This window comes from Idiomarina sp. 017G (assembly GCF_004362265.1).
Classification (GTDB): Bacteria; Pseudomonadota; Gammaproteobacteria; order Enterobacterales; family Alteromonadaceae; genus Idiomarina; species Idiomarina loihiensis.
Genome location: NZ_SNWT01000005.1, coordinates 15,365 through 30,655, shown reverse-complemented (window position 1 = coordinate 30,655; position 15,291 = coordinate 15,365). Strand labels below are relative to the sequence as shown.

Sequence of the window (15,291 nt, the reverse complement as noted above, 5' to 3'; positions counted from 1 at the left end):
AAAACCCGCTCAAAGGAGCGGGTTTCTCAAAGTGAAGCTATTTACGTTACACGCACAACTACACCACCCGCTCATTTGGGAAGTGCCACCACCAATGTTGTGTTGTTGTACGTAAAAACATAAGTTGTATAGCTCTCTTAATGCAATTTAATGCTGACAAACTAACGCTTGCGCGAAAGTCTGTCAATAGTTGTTTTTCTTTCAGTTTATACTTTCTATTTATATTCTGCCGGTTTGCCTTTTGAATCAGACTTACGAATAAACTCGCGTAAATCATCATTCGCCTTCTCCAGGTCAGCACGACGCAGATACATCATATGACCACTACGGTAACCTTTAAAGTCAATGCGATCAGTCATCTGAGTACTTGGATCCAAATGCCAGGTTGTGTACTTCGCGTCGAAATAGTTGGTTGCACCGTCAAAGTAACCTGACTGTACTAACACGTTCAGATAAGGGTTTTGTGCCATGGCCTGGCGCAGTTGCTTACCGGTGTTGTTGTTCGTGCGATCCCACGGGTGAACTGGGCCAAACATGTTGTATTTAATGTCGGTCACAAAGTTTAATTCTTCACGCAGGTAGTAGTTAATGGCTGGCGTGAACGAGTGTAACCAAGAAGTCAGTTCGGCGTTAAAGTCCGGACGGTCACCAGCGCGCTTTTCATCAAGTCCAAGGTAGCGCGAGTCTAAACGGCCAATGGTACGGTCACGGTCACGCAGTAACTCCTTCCAGAAGTACCAGGTGCTTGGCGCTAAGTTGTTATCCAGTACAGCCTGCTTCGAAAGGCCTGAATATTTAGCGACTTGTTCTGCCATTTGTTCACGTGCGTCATCTGGTAGCATGGCGCCTTTGGCTAATGCAGGTAAATACTCGTTCAGAGTGAAGCTTTCTACTTCAGGCAATAATTCGTCTAAATCTTTACTCTGTAAAGCCTCTGGCAGTGCGTCGTGATACCAGGCGGCGGCTGCAAAGTAAGGTAATTGGTTCGCTTGTTTTACCGGTCCGTCACGGTCAATGCCGATATCAGTTGGTGAAACTAAAACAACACCGTTCAAATACATCCACTGGCTATTCTGAAGCTCTAGTGCAAGGCCAGATACACGGGTTGTGCCATAGCTTTCACCAATTAAGTACTTAGGCGACTGCCAGCGGTTCATGCGTGAAGTAAAAGTATTCATCCATTCGGCCAGGTATTTCACGTCGGCATTAACGCCAAAGAACATGTCTTTTTGCTTCTCGCGAGACGGCATTTCACCTTCTTCATTCGGCAGTACGCGTGAATAGCCGGTGTTAACCGGGTTAATGAAAACAATGTCGGCAACATCGAGAATGGAGTGCGGGTTGTCCTGCACGCCATAAGGCTGAACCGGGTAACCTTCATCGCTCAGGTTTAGCACTTTTGGACCGGTGTAAGCAATGTGCATCCAGACCGATGCCGAACCCGGGCCACCGTTAAAGGAGTATACAATCGGACGAGATTCGCGGTTATCAACGTCCTGACGTTCATAATAGGTGTAAAATAGTGATGCGGTCGGATTGCCTTCGTCGTCCCACACGGGTTGAGTTCCTGCGGTGGCTGTGTAGTCGACAGTTTCGCCCTTAATTTCTACGCTGTGTTCGGTAACGACTTCGGTGTCGACCGGCAGCATACGCTTGTGGTTATTCGGGGCTTCTTCTGCAGTAACGGGCGCAGAAACGATTGAGCAGCCCATTAAAGTTAAAGAGGCAACTAAAGCGAGACTCTTGTGCATAAGATTGTTCTCCGTTTTTATAATCTTGCCTCAGATTAACAAATAATTACTTTAAAGAGTCAAAGGTTATGCGATTATTGGGTTTATTCCTGCGACTGGAACCTATTTGAATAAGGTCATCAATGAAATTTACAACTATAACGCGGGCGGCTTTTTGGTTGTTCTTACCCCTGCTGAGCTTCTCCGTTGCGGCTCAGAATTTGTCTGATGCGATGAAAGAGGGGTTACAGACAATGGCCTCGGAGCAGTTAAATGCGGATCTGGATGTAGGCGAACTTGAGGTTAACTCATTAACCAATGGCCTGACCGCAAATAATGTTCGTTTTGCGACCCGGGTCAAAGCCTTGTCGGAGCCTGAAAATCAACTTCTACTGGCTAAGCAATTAATGCTAACCGGTGACTGGCAGGCACTTGGCAGCAGCCGTGTGGATATTTCTAAAATTGAGATGTCCGGCGCTCAGTTAACCGTCGCATATTACGATACCGGACGCTCAAACTTGCATGAATTTCTAAAGCAAATGAGTGGTGTTAAAGTTCAAAAGGTGAATTCGGTGCCTTTAAACTGGCGGGTTGATGAGTGGTTGATGGAAGACGTTACCATTAACTTATTTGATAAAGGTGAGCCAATTTTAAGTGTGCATGTTGACCAGCTTAAATTGAAAGACCTGCAGTCAATGCAAGATGCGAATGATCAGGTGCAGGAGCTGTTGTGGCCGATTTTTGAGCAGGTTTCGAAACAAGTGCGTAACGGAAACCCTAACGTACAAGTCGATAGCATGGCGCTTTCAAGGTTCTTATTGCGTGAAGCGATGGCGTTCTGAGCTTGAGTTAAACGGGTTTAAGCAGTAAAGTTAGAAAAAATTAAACACCCGTTTAAAATAAGAGGTTGGCGTGGAAAAATCATACCCAAATTTACTGAAACCCCTGGACCTTGGTTTTACGACATTGAAGAACCGGGTCTTAATGGGCTCAATGCATACAGGCCTGGAAGAAGAAAAAAATGGCTTTAGTAAATTAGCCAGCTTTTATGAAGAGCGCGCCAAAGGTGGTGTTGGCCTTATTGTCACCGGCGGTATCAGCCCTAACTTTCGTGGGCGTCTTGCGCCTTTTGGCAGTGAAATGTCTAAGCCCTGGCACGTGGGTAAACACCGTCAGGTAACCGATGCCGTTCACAAATATGGCAGTAAAATATGCCTGCAGCTATTGCATGCGGGGCGTTACAGTTATCATCCTTTTTCACTGGCTCCCAGCGCGATAAAAGCCCCGATAAACCCGTTTAAGCCAAAAGCCATGTCGGAGCGCCAGATTAAAAACACCATAAAGCATTACGCCCGCGGCGCAAAGCTGGCGCAAAAGGCTGGCTATGATGGTGTTGAGATCATGGGTTCGGAAGGTTATTTAATTAACCAGTTTTTGTGTCCAAGAACGAATAAACGCGATGATAAATGGGGCGGCAGCTTCGAAAACCGTATGCGTTTTCCACTGGAAATTGTAAAAGCTGTGCGCGCGGCTGTGGGTGAAAAATCGATTATTATTTTCCGGTTGTCGATGCTGGACTTAGTTGAAGACGGTCATCAGCTGGATGAAGTTCTGCAACTGGGAAAACTGCTGGAGCAGGCGGGCGTTACCATTATTAATACGGGTATTGGTTGGCATGAGGCCCGGGTACCAACCATTGTTACCTCGGTACCACGTGGCGCCTTTAGCTGGATAACCGAGCGCGTACGCAGAGAATTGTCGGTTCCTGTGGTTGCCGTTAACCGTATTAACACGCCGGAAATTGCCGAGCATATTTTAGAAAGCAACCAGGCTGACATGGTTTCTATGGCACGACCGCTACTGGCTGACCCGGAGTTTGTGAAAAAAGCGGAACAAGGCCAGTCTGAACGTATTAATACCTGTATTGCCTGTAATCAGGCCTGTCTGGATCATGTGTTTGAGAATAAAAGGGCGTCCTGTTTAGTTAACCCCCGAGCCTGCTTTGAGCAGGAGTTGGTAATGAAGCCGGCTGAACAGAAAAAGCGCATTGCGGTCATTGGTTCTGGCCCTGCAGGGTTGGCCTTTGCCTGTAATGCTGCAGAGCGCGGTCATCAGGTCGATTTGTACGATAAGTCCGAAGAAATTGGCGGTCAGTTTAACTACGCTAAACAGATTCCGGGTAAAGAAGAGTTTTATGAAACCCTGCGCTACTTTAAGTACCGCATTGAAGACACCGGTGTTAATTTGAAGCTTGGAAAAGAGCAAACTTGCGAAGGGTTGCTGGCAGAAAAATACGATGATGTGGTTCTGGCAACCGGAGTCAGCCCTCGCCAGGTCGATATTCCGGGTGTTGATTTGCCGCATGTGCTGGGTTACTTAGATGTTTTACGTGACCACAAAGCTGTGGGTAAAAAAGTGGCTGTGATTGGTGCCGGTGGTATTGGTTTTGATGTCTCTGAATACCTGACCACCGAAAAGTCACTGACACTGGATGAACCAGAGTGGTCAGAGCGTTGGGGTATTGATAAAAGCTACACTGATCGCGGCGGTCTGAAACCGCAGCAGCCAGAGCAAAGCCCGCGTCAGGTGTGGTTGCTTCAGCGAAAAGAGAGCAAAGTCGGTAAAGGCTTAGGTAAAACCTCTGGCTGGGTTCATCGTAACGAACTAAAAAGTAAGTCTGTGAATATGTGGAATGGGGTCACTTATCACCGCATTGTGCCAGAAGGTATTGAAATAGAACGTGAAGGTGAAAAACAATTGCTGGAAGTCGATAATGTGATTATTTGTGCGGGGCAGGTACCACAGCGGTCATTACACGACGCGTTGCAGTCGGCCGGCCAGACTGTACACCTAATTGGTGGGGCCGATGTTGCTGCCGAACTCGATGCCAAACGCGCGATTCGTCAGGGTACAGAACTGGCGGCGGAGATTTAATGTCAGTTTACGATTTGCATTGTCACAGCACCTGTTCTGATGGCTCTTTGTCAGTGTCGGAGCTTGTGCTGCGCGCCTGCGAACAGAACGTCGATGTACTGGCGATAACCGATCATGACTGCGTTGACGGGCTGGCAGAAGCGAGTCGTCTTATTGAACACGAGAATTTGCCAATAGAGCTGGTGAACGGAGTTGAAATTAGTTGTCGTTGGCACAGTTTTGAAATTCATATTGTTGGACTTAATATTGACCCAGATGCGGAACCCTTAAAGGTTTTATTGAGCGAACAACAGCAACGTCGCTATGATCGCTTTGATGCGATGCTTGAAAAGCTATACCAGCGCGGTGTCAGTTTATCGGCAGAAGAATGCGAAACGGAGGGGTTGCCAACACGTAAGCACATTGCTGACGCTATGGTACGAAAAGGTATTGTCAGTAACCCTCAAAAAGCTTTCGATCGCTATATTGGCAAAGGTAACAGCGCCTATGTCAATCCCGAATGGTGCGATATTCCCACTGCGATAGAAGCCATCCACGGCGCCGGGGGGAAGGCGGTACTGGCGCATCCCCACGGTTACAAAATGTCGAATAAATGGCTGCGCAAGCTTTTAATACAGGGTAAAGAGTGGGGGCTCGATGCCATGGAAGTCAGTTTGTGTCAGCAGTCTCCCGGTCATCGTGATGCATTAGCGAAAATGAGTCAGGAATATGGTCTGCTAGCCTCGCAGGGGTCGGATTTTCACTATCCGGGGAATTGGCGCGAACTTGGTAAAAATCTTTGTCTGCCAGCGGACTGTGTGCCAATATGGGAGCATTGGTCACAGTAGAAGGATTGAGGTGAGATTATGAGTCAATATTTTGAAATTCATCCGGAAAATCCTCAAGCACGTTTAATTCAGCAATCGGTTCAAATTATTCGTAAAAGTGGGGTGGTGGTTTACCCTACTGACTCGGGTTATGCCATTGGTTGTCAAATTGGCAATAAAGCAGCAGCTGATCGTATTTGCCAGATTCGTGAAATAGACAAAGAGCACAATTTTACTCTAATGTGCCGTGATTTATCTGAGCTTGCGACTTATGCCCGGGTTGACAACGATGCCTTCCGGTTACTGAAAAACAACACTCCCGGACCTTACACTTTTATTCTGAAAGGAACGAAAGAGGTTCCCAAGCGGCTGTTGAACCCCAAACGTAAAACTATTGGTATACGGGTTCCGACTAATCGTATCGCAATGGCTCTGCTGGAAGAGTTAAATGAACCATTAATGTCGACCAGCTTGATCCTTGGCCAAGGAATGCTGGCTGAATCTGATCCGGAAGAGATTCGGGATAAGCTGGAAAAGCTGGTGGATTTAATTATTGATGGTGGTCATAAAGGTGAAGAGCCAACGACGGTTGTGGATTTATCTGAGGGAGCACCGACCATTCGTCGCGAAGGTTCCGGAGACGTAGAGCCTTTTGATTTTTAGTCAGTTAGACAGGCACTCGGTTTAATTATGGCGGAACAACAGTCACTGCCTTTAGGCTTTGTTCGCGGCGAACCGGTTATAGAAAAGCCTGAAGACCTCTATATACCACCGGATGCGCTGGAAGTTATACTCGATACTTTCAGTGGTCCGATGGATCTCTTGTTGTATTTAATTCGCAAACAAAAGCTCGATATTGTGGACATGCCTATTCTGGCTATTACCCGGCAATATGTTGAGTATGTGGACATGATGCAAGAGCTGAAGCTGGAGCTTGCCGCCGATTATTTAGTGATGGCGGCCATTCTGGCCGAAATAAAAAGCCGTTTGCTGTTGCCGAAACCGCCTCAGGAAGAGGATGAGGAAGAAGACCCTAGAGCGGAACTTATAAGACGCCTACAGGAATATGAGGCGATACGCCAGGGTGCTGAATATATTGATCAGCAACCGCAGGTGGGGCGGGACATTTTATTGAGTGAGGTTGGCAGTAATGCACGCGAGTGGTTAACGGCTGCACCTCCGGAAGTGACTCTTGAAGACTTAACTCTTGCTTTTAGTCGAGTGTTACAGCAAGTGGAGTTAAAAGCTCACCACCAGATAAAGCGCGAGCAACTATCGACACGAGCGAGGATGAGTCAGGTACTGGAGTTGTTGAGCCATAAAAAGTACGTTTCTTTTAGCCAGCTCTTTACCCGAAAAGAAGGTCGCGCCGGAGCTGTGGTCAGTTTTTTAGCAATTTTGGAACTTGTGAAAGAATCAATGGTAGAATTGTCACAAGTAGAGCCTATGAGTGATATTCTCCTGAGTTTGAGACAGCACAATCAAGATGAATCCGTTACAGCTTAAACAACTTATTGAAGCGGCCTTGTTTGCGCATCCGCAGCCGTTATCGGCTGAGCAGCTGTATCAGCTGTTGCTGAATGAAGGCGAGGCCTCGCTGGCGGCCATAAGGCAGCAACTTAAAGAGTTGCAGTCAGACTATCAGGAACGTGGTATTGAGTTGGTAAAAGTGGCTTCCGGCTACCGTTTTCAAACCCGGGCCGAGCTGGGTCAGAGGTTAGCCGGGCTTTGGCAGGAAAAACCGCCTCGTTACTCAAACGCTTTGCTGGAAACTTTGGCATTAATTGTTTACCGGCAGCCCATTACGCGTGGTGAAATTGAACAAATACGCGGTGTAAGTGTCAGTAGCCAAATAATGAAGACACTGCAGGAACGAGGCTGGGTTAAGGTTGTAGGGCACAAAGAAGTGCCGGGAAGACCTCAGCTTTATGCCAGCACTAACGATTTTTTAGATGATTTTAATTTAAGTGACTTATCAGAATTACCTGATATCGACACACTTAATGAAGATGATGAACGTACCGCTGAGACAGCGACTAACGAGAGAGATGATTCGTAATGACCGAGAAATTACAAAAGGTTTTAGCCCGATCTGGACATGGTTCGCGCCGCGAAATTGAAACAAAAATTTCAGCCGGCCGAATTCGTGTGAACGGCAAAGTAGCACAATTGGGTGAGCGTATTGATGCCGACGCAAAAGTACGCATTGATGGCCACGAAGTTCAGATTAAACCTGAAGAAGAGGTCATTTGCCGAGTTCTGATTTACCACAAGCCCGAGGGTGAATTGTGTACGCGCAAGGATCCGGAGGGACGGCCGACCGTTTATGACCGCTTGCCAAGAATGAGCGGTGCGCGTTGGGTCGCTGTGGGGCGGCTTGACGTGAATACCTCGGGTCTGTTGTTATTTACTACCGACGGTGAGCTTGCTAATCGCCTGATGCACCCCAGCCAGCAGGTTGAACGTGAATACGCGGTACGGGTGTTTGGTGACGTGGATGAAGCCATGATGCAACGCCTGAGAAAAGGTGTGCAACTGGAAGATGGCCCTGCGCATTTCAATAGCATAAAGCCTGCCGGTGGTGATGGCATGAACCGCTGGTTCCACGTGACCATCAGTGAAGGGCGTAATCGTGAAGTTCGCCGCTTGTGGGAGTCGCAGGAAGTGCAGGTCAGTCGTCTTATCCGTGTTCGCTATGGCGATATTCCTCTGGAACCCGGTTTACCGCAAGGTGGCTGGGCGGAAATGTCATTGCCTCAGGTCAATGCGTTAAGAGCTCAGGTTAACTTACCGGCGGAAAAAGAGTCGTTTCTCGACCCTCGTCATGAAGAGTCTAAACAGCGTCGTTTTGCGAAAATTCGTAAAGCCACCGCCCGCCACAGACTGGATAAAAAACAGAGTAAACGACGGGGTAAGTAAGTGACCACTACTGCCCGCTGGTTACCTGATTTTATGGAAAACCAGCGCTTGTTGCTGGCCTGGCCATACCGGAGTGATGTCTGGCGTAAGCATGCGGATCCAGCTCGAGACGCTCTCATAAAGCTAATAAAACAATTGCCTGATAACACGCCGGTTTCGCTCGTTGTTCCTGCGAGCATAAGCGACAGTGTACCCGAGGCACTTAAATCCGTTCAGCGCATAGAGCTGGATTATGACGATATCTGGCTACGCGATACTACACCACTGTGGCAGTTAAATAGCGACGGTCAGTTGGCGGCATTGTCTTTTGATTTTGATGGCTGGGGTGGTGTCCAGAATGTTATTGCTGCTGATAAAGCCTTTAGTCAAAGCCTGTGTTCTCGCTTGATGTGTCCAGTAACAAATAGCCTGCTTATTGCTGAAGGCGGTGCTTTTACGCACAACGGCCAGGGTGACTGGCTAATTGGTCTGGCCTGTATTAAGCAGCGAAACCCGGCAATGACAGAGCCGCAGATAAAGTCGTTATTAGGTCAGTTGTTGCCCGGGCAACGTTTGCACTTTTTTGATGGTGGATTGGTTGCTGATGAAACGGGCGGGCATATTGATAATATGGCGTTATTCGTTGACGCAAATACTGTGCTTTATGCTGCCACTGATAATACAGCGCATCCGGATTATAAAACCTGCCAGGCGCTTAAAAAACAACTGGATAAACTGCCTGCTTACATTCAAACCATTCCTTTACCTTTGCCGCCTCCACAACTGCCAGCTCGTGAAGAAAGAGCGGGGGTTGAACTTACATCGTCAAGCTTAAAACGTACCGTTGAACTGCCTTTACTGTGCAGTTATGTGAATGTTTTGCAAACGAGTAAACTGGTTGTGGTACCTCAATTTGGGTTAACCACAGACGCTCAAGCCGTGCGGACTGTTCGCGAAGCTCTTCCGGAGCGAAAGGTTATTGCCATTGATGCTCGCGAATTTGTTTTAGGGGGCGGTGGTTTGCATTGTATCAGTCATAACCTGCCTAAATTTAAGACAGATGAGCTTTAATCAGTGATGACTAGGCGCTCCCGGCCTTTATCCTTAGCTTCGAATAAAACATCATCCGCACGTTTATAAAGAGAATCAAAACTATCTTCCGGGTGAGCGTTAGTAAAGCCCATACTGAAGGTAATGCGGTAATCTTCCGGCAAACCGCTAATGGGCTTGCTGTTCATTTCCTTGGTAATGCGCTCGAAGATGTTTTTCGCGTCCTCTTTACTGACATCGAAAAAGACCAACAGCCATTCTTCGCCTCCCAGGCGACCGAAGTTGTCCTGATCACGCAGGCTGAGTTTGGCAACTTCTGCAAAACGTTGTAATACGCGGTCACCAACGTCGTGACCGAACTGATCATTTATTGCCTTAAAGTAATCGAAGTCGACAACGGCCAGGGCTAACTGACGTTGTTGTTCGCGAGCTTGCTCCAGACCTTTTTTGCATATACGGACAATGGCACGTCGATTCGGCGCGTTAGTTAAATCGTCTTTTAATGCCAGTTCGGCGAAGTTTTTACGAGCCCGCCATTGCTGATACAGAAAAGCCGAAACAATAATAACCACCAAAAGGCCTGAAATAATAATCCACACCAGCAGGTAATAGGAGGTTTGCTGCTCCTGCAGTTCTAACTGCTGCAACTGATTTTCTTTTTTAAGTAATTCATTGGTGGTCTCCTGCTCTTTAATTTCCAGGCGCACCATAATTTCTTGTACTTGTTTATCCTGAGTTTGCTCCTGCACTTTCTGCATATAATTGACAGAAGTTTTGTAACGCTCCAGAGCAGCCTTGTAATTTTCTTTACTCTGATAATACTCAGACCAGCGCTCATTCAGGGTCTGATATAATTGATTATCAGCTAATGTGTTAATAACCGAACTGGCAGCTTCTAGTTGAGCGAAGGCTGTTTCAAGTTCGTTGGTACCTAAATAAGCCGACACCATAGCTAGCCGACTCTGTGCTTCCATAGGGTGGGCGCCGGCCGACTTAAATTGCGGCATAGCTCTGTTGAGGCGTTCTAAGGCCCGTTGATAATTTTCGTTTTTGATATCAATTGAGGCCATTTGGAAAAGGGCATAAGCGACGCCAAGATCATCGTTAATGGCTTTACTGATTTCTAAAGCCGTCTCGAAATGCTGTCTGGCTTTTTCATCATTTTCGGCGGCTTGATAGGCTGTGGCTAAATTGTACTCGAGTACCGAAACATCCCATTGACCTAAATGTTCTCTGCTGATGTCGAGCGCATTCTGAATGTGCTCTAAACCAATATCGTTTGCCCCAACATCAAGATAAATAGAACCAATTAAAGCGTGAAATTCTACCTGCAACCTGGGGTGTGCCGTGTAGGCATTACGATTGAGCTGCTCAAGAGTTTGCAGTGCATGGGCTATATCCCCTGTATTCTGCATCACTTGCGCGTGAAGTATGTCTGCTTCTATTTGTAAATCGCTATTACCTGAGGCCTTGGCGTTTTCTCTTGCATAGATAACGCTGGTGTTGGCCTGGCGAAGTTGACCTCGTTGTAAGAAATACCATGTTTGGTTAATTCTCAGCAGAGTTTTTGCTGTTTTTGAATCGGCTAATTCAGCAAAGCGCAGACCTTCATCTATGGCTGCATGCGCTTTACTCTCGTGGCCGGAATATCTATAGGCTTCAACTTGCAGTGCGTAAGCCATTGCCAGTTCTTCATACTGGCGCTGGTTATCGTACTGCTTTATTAATTCAGAGGTCTTTTTTATCCAGGCATCCGGGTTGCTACTGGCATCTATACGTTGCTGCTGCCACTCCTGAGCCGAAACTAATGAAGTGACAGCTAGCAAGGTAATCAATAAAAAACTCTGAAATTTTCGGAACAAAATGACTCTTTCTGTTATAAAAACGTTAATTAGCAAGCCATTTTACTCCGAGTACTCAACATAGCAACGATTTAATTGTCAGAATCCGACTGAGTTTTGGTTGAGAATATAACCTCTACTTGTGCCTCAATAGTTTGCTGACCAGGTAATGACACTTTATCTGAGCGGCTGCTCATTTCTGCCATTTGCATAACCACCGGGCGTGACATAGAGCGTTCAGCGATACTTAATGTTCCCGTCAGCTCGAGACCCGCAGCCGTGGCCAGGCGTTCGGCCTTATTTTTTGCTTGTTCATAAGCGTTAATCAATGCTTGTTGATACAAACCCTGCTGATCACTAATTTCAAACTTAACCTGGCCTACGCGAGTGACGCCGCGCGCAAGCGCCAGATCGATAATACTGTCGTAGTTCTCAGGCTCTAACAAAGTGACCTGAACTTCGCGTTGAACCACAAAGCCATCTTGCTCTGTTTTCCCGTCATCGTTTTGTTCATAGCGAGGGTAAATTTGTAATTGGTAAGAACGAATATCTTTATCTTCTATACCTTTACTATTCAGATCTTTAATTAAGCGGGTAGTGGTGTTATCGACTAATGTTTTTTGTGAGCTGAGTTTATTCCCGCGTTCTTCTATCCAGAAAGTCAGTGACATCTGATCAGGAATTGCAGAAACACTGCCGCTGCCGGATATTGATAAGGTACGCTCGTCTGCTTGAGCGAAAGTGGTAAATCCTGCCGTGAGAAAGACAAGACAAATGAAGAGAAACCTTGATTTTGAATTACTCTGAGTCATATTAAGCATCCTTAGACCAAATTCCATAGTTAGGTGTTGGAGTATAGACCATGGACGAAAGTTCAGAGTATGACGAAAAAGCACTGCGTGACAGTGCTTTTCGGTTGCTGGCAATGCGGGAGCAAAGCAGAACTGAATTAAAGCGTAAATTAATCCAGAAGCAATGGCCTGCAGAAATGGTTAACCGCGTTGTTGACGAACTTAAACAGGAAGGCTGGCAGAGTGATGAACGCTTTGCCGGTAGCTTTATTCGTGAAAAAGTAGGGCAAAAACAGGGGCGATTAAAAATCATGGCGCAGGCCACTCAACAAAAAGGCGTTGCTACGGAAATTGTTGAGGATGTGCTCGAATCCATGGAAGTCGACTGGTTTGAATTGTGTGCAGAGCTGAAGCAGAAAAAGTTTGGCGATGATGACCCGGCCGATGAAAAAGAGTGGAGTCGGCAGGTTCGCTTTTTGCAGCAGCGAGGCTTTACCCCGGAGCAAATTTTCGCTTGCGTCAATCGACCACGACGCTAGGCTAGAAGGCTACTTCGTGATAGTCTTAGAGCATTAAAACATTGACCTAAAGTCACTCAGTTAAGAAAAGTAGGACTCAATATGAGCATGAACAGTGCCCAAATTCGTGATGCATTTTTAAATTACTTTGCTGAGCGAGGACACGAAAAAGTTCCGTCAGCATCAATGATCCCCGGTAACGATCCCACCTTGTTATTTACCAATGCGGGTATGGTTCCATTTAAAGACGTTTTCCTGGGTACTGATAAACGTCGTTATGATAAAGCCACGTCGGCGCAGCGTTGTCTGCGTGCCGGTGGTAAACATAACGATTTAGAAAATGTTGGGTATACAGCCCGTCATCATACTTTCTTTGAAATGATGGGTAACTTCAGTTTTGGTGACTACTTTAAGAAACAAGCCATTCAGTACGCCTGGGACTTTTTAACCAAAGAGTTGAAACTGCCTGCTGAAAAGCTCTGGGTTACGGTGTTCACCGAAGATGATGAAGCCTACGACATCTGGGTCAAAGATATTGGCGTACCGGAAGACCGTATTTCGCGCATTGGTGAAAAAGATAACTTCTGGTCTATGGGTGATACCGGGCCTTGTGGGCCATGCTCTGAAGTGTTTTATGACCACGGTGAAGAAGTATGGGGCGGCCCGCCGGGAACCCCTGAAGAAGACGGTGATCGGTACATCGAGATTTGGAACCTGGTCTTTATGCAGTATAACCGTCAGGCTGACGGTACCCTGGAACCCTTGCCTGATCCCTCCATTGATACGGGTATGGGGCTGGAGCGTATTTCTGCCATTATGCAGAACGTTCACAGTAACTATGAAATTGATTTGTTCCAGGCGCTGATTAAAGCGGCAGCTGAAATTATTGGCACCAATGACCTGGATAATAAATCATTGCGAGTTATTGCCGATCACATTCGTTCATGCTCCTTCTTGATTACCGATGGTGTTATGCCATCAAACGAAGGCCGTGGTTATGTTCTGCGCCGTATAATACGTAGAGCTGTGCGACACGGGCACTTACTGGGCGCTAAAGACACTTTCTTTTTCCGTTTGGTAGACGAACTGGCTCGCCAGATGGGCGAAGCGTATCCTGAGCTGGAGCAGAAAAAGCAAATTATTAAAGACGCCCTGGAACGCGAAGAGCAGCAGTTTGCGCGCACGCTGGAGCGTGGTTTGGCGATTTTGTCAGACGAAATTGGCGAGCTAAAAGGTAATGTTATACCGGGCGACGTGGTCTTCAAACTCTATGACACTTATGGCTTTCCGGTTGACTTAACCGCGGATATTGCCCGTGAGCAGGAATTGACAATTGATGAGCAAGGCTTCGAACAGGCGATGTCAGAGCAACGTCAGCGGGCTCAGCAGGCTTCTCAGTTTGGCATGGATTATAATCAACAGCTTAAGTCTGACAATAAAACCGCATTTACCGGTTACGATGACGTTGTCGGGCAGGCAAAAGTGGTCGAGTTATTTAAAGATGGTAAGCCAGTAGAGCAGTTGCAGGCGGGCGAAAACGGCATTGTGGTTTTATCAGAAACTCCATTTTATGCAGAAAGTGGTGGTCAAATCGGTGACAAAGGTGTTTTGGTTGCCAACGGACCAGCATTTGAAGTGACCGATACTCAGTATATTGGTAAAGCTATAGCGCACCACGGCGTAGCGAAAGCTGCGGTTAAGCTCAGCGACAGCGTAAAAGCCGAAATTGATTCTGAGCGTCGTGAGAATATTAAACGCAACCACTCGGCAACGCATTTGCTGCATGCAGCGCTTAGAAATCTGCTGGGCGAGCACGTTACACAAAAAGGTTCTTTGGTCGAAGCGGACAAAATGCGTTTTGATTTCTCGCACTTTGAACCAGTGACGACAGAGCAATTGGCTCAGTTAGAGCGTGAGGTAAATGCTCAAGTTCGCGCTAATCTGCCACTGCAAACACAGCTTATGGCCATTGATGAAGCAAAAGAAGCGGGCGCAATGGCCTTGTTCGGCGAAAAGTATGACGAGCAAGTACGAGTTGTACGCATGGGAGACTTCTCCATGGAGCTTTGTGGCGGTACTCATGTCAAAGCTACAGGCGATATCGGCTTATTCAGAATAACGTCGGAGGGCGGTATCGCTTCGGGTGTGCGTCGTATTGAAGTGGTAACCGGAGAAGCAGCCGTACGATATACTCAACAACAACAAAGTGTATTGCAGCAAATTGCCGGAGAGTTGAAAACAGAACCAAGTTCTGTGGCCGAAAAAGTCCAGCAGTTACAGCATAAGTTCCGTGAATTAGAGCGTAAAAACGAGCAACTGCAACAAAAGCTGGCACAGCAGGCCGGTGGTGGATTAATCGCTCAGGCTGTTGATATTAATGGGGTTAAAGCAATCATTGCAGAGTTAGATCAGGCAGACCCGAAATCTTTGCGCGGATTAGTTGATGATCTGAAGAACCAAATGGGCTCAGGTATCGTATTATTGGGAACTGCAAACGGTGATAAAGTCAGTTTAATTGCTGGCGTTACTACCGATTTAACGTCTAAAGTTAAAGCAGGAGATATCGTGAATCAGGCTGCAAATGTCGTTGGAGGCAAAGGCGGAGGTCGTCCTGATATGGCGCAGGCAGGTGGTTCACTCCCGGAACAGCTAAATGAAGCGTTGGCTACTGCGACGACTTGGTTACAGCAACAGCTTTAGCTGTCTCTGTAAGCGATTAAAAC

Annotated in this window: 13 protein-coding genes and 1 other annotated feature (1 of these 14 running past the window's edge); of the genes, 10 read left to right on the top strand and 3 right to left on the bottom strand. The window is 46.9% G+C overall.

All coding sequences use genetic code 11. The features are described 5' to 3' along the window. Positions 1-100, bottom strand: a sequence feature (Trp leader region) (it extends 5 nt beyond the left edge of the window). A gap of 115 nt (positions 101-215) precedes the next feature. After that, positions 216-1,751 carry a carboxypeptidase gene (locus DEU30_RS07995; protein WP_011234986.1) on the bottom strand — a complete coding sequence of 512 codons (1,536 nt, stop codon included), beginning with the start codon at positions 1,749-1,751 and terminating at the stop codon, positions 216-218. A 122-nt stretch (positions 1,752-1,873) separates the two neighbouring features. On the opposite strand from DEU30_RS07995, the gene DEU30_RS07990 reads away from it, so the two are divergent. The 8 genes from DEU30_RS07990 to DEU30_RS07955 all read left to right on the top strand — a co-directional run bounded on the left by DEU30_RS07990 (position 1,874) and on the right by DEU30_RS07955 (position 9,439). Then, positions 1,874-2,572 carry a hypothetical protein gene (locus DEU30_RS07990; protein WP_016341371.1) on the top strand — a complete coding sequence of 233 codons (699 nt, stop codon included), beginning with the start codon at positions 1,874-1,876 and terminating at the stop codon, positions 2,570-2,572. 70 nt (positions 2,573-2,642) lie between these two features. Continuing rightward, positions 2,643-4,664, top strand: coding sequence for an NADPH-dependent 2,4-dienoyl-CoA reductase (locus DEU30_RS07985; RefSeq protein ID WP_016341370.1), 2,022 nt, complete (start codon positions 2,643-2,645; stop codon positions 4,662-4,664). Next, positions 4,664-5,491 (top strand): PHP domain-containing protein, encoded by an 828-nt coding sequence (locus DEU30_RS07980; RefSeq protein WP_011234983.1) that lies wholly within the window; start codon positions 4,664-4,666, stop codon positions 5,489-5,491. The genes DEU30_RS07985 and DEU30_RS07980 overlap by 1 nt, the downstream gene beginning before the upstream one ends. Positions 5,492-5,509: 18 nt before the next feature. Beyond that, positions 5,510-6,133 (top strand): L-threonylcarbamoyladenylate synthase, encoded by a 624-nt coding sequence (locus DEU30_RS07975; RefSeq protein ID WP_011234982.1) that lies wholly within the window; start codon positions 5,510-5,512, stop codon positions 6,131-6,133. A 27-nt stretch (positions 6,134-6,160) separates the two neighbouring features. Beyond that, positions 6,161-6,976 (top strand): ScpA family protein, encoded by an 816-nt coding sequence (locus tag DEU30_RS07970; RefSeq protein ID WP_114981961.1) that lies wholly within the window; start codon positions 6,161-6,163, stop codon positions 6,974-6,976. Continuing rightward, positions 6,957-7,529: an SMC-Scp complex subunit ScpB gene (gene scpB / locus DEU30_RS07965; protein WP_011234980.1), complete on the top strand. Its 573-nt coding sequence runs from the start codon at positions 6,957-6,959 to the stop codon at positions 7,527-7,529. The genes DEU30_RS07970 and scpB overlap by 20 nt, the downstream gene beginning before the upstream one ends. After that, positions 7,529-8,389, top strand: coding sequence for a 23S rRNA pseudouridine(2605) synthase RluB (gene rluB / locus DEU30_RS07960; protein ID WP_011234979.1), 861 nt, complete (start codon positions 7,529-7,531; stop codon positions 8,387-8,389). The genes scpB and rluB overlap by 1 nt, the downstream gene beginning before the upstream one ends. After that, positions 8,390-9,439 (top strand): agmatine deiminase family protein, encoded by a 1,050-nt coding sequence (locus DEU30_RS07955; RefSeq protein WP_011234978.1) that lies wholly within the window; start codon positions 8,390-8,392, stop codon positions 9,437-9,439. Here DEU30_RS07955 and DEU30_RS07950 read toward each other — a convergent pair. Beyond that, on the bottom strand, positions 9,436-11,280 hold the full coding sequence (locus DEU30_RS07950; RefSeq protein WP_114981960.1) for a diguanylate cyclase: 1,845 nt from the start codon (positions 11,278-11,280) through the stop codon (positions 9,436-9,438). The two genes, DEU30_RS07955 and DEU30_RS07950, sit on opposite strands and share 4 nt — an antisense overlap. Positions 11,281-11,351: 71 nt before the next feature. After that, positions 11,352-12,071 carry an SIMPL domain-containing protein gene (locus tag DEU30_RS07945; protein WP_011234976.1) on the bottom strand — a complete coding sequence of 240 codons (720 nt, stop codon included), beginning with the start codon at positions 12,069-12,071 and terminating at the stop codon, positions 11,352-11,354. Between the two features lie 50 nt (positions 12,072-12,121). Between DEU30_RS07945 and DEU30_RS07940 the strand changes: the two genes are divergently transcribed. Both DEU30_RS07940 and alaS read left to right on the top strand, forming a co-directional pair. After that, entirely contained in the window at positions 12,122-12,589 is a 468-nt protein-coding gene (locus DEU30_RS07940; protein ID WP_011234975.1) for a regulatory protein RecX, read from the top strand. A gap of 81 nt (positions 12,590-12,670) precedes the next feature. Beyond that, a complete protein-coding gene (gene alaS, locus DEU30_RS07935) occupies positions 12,671-15,268 on the top strand; it encodes an alanine--tRNA ligase (RefSeq protein ID WP_011234974.1) in 2,598 nt (865 codons plus the stop codon). The last annotated feature ends 23 nt before the right edge of the window (positions 15,269-15,291 follow it).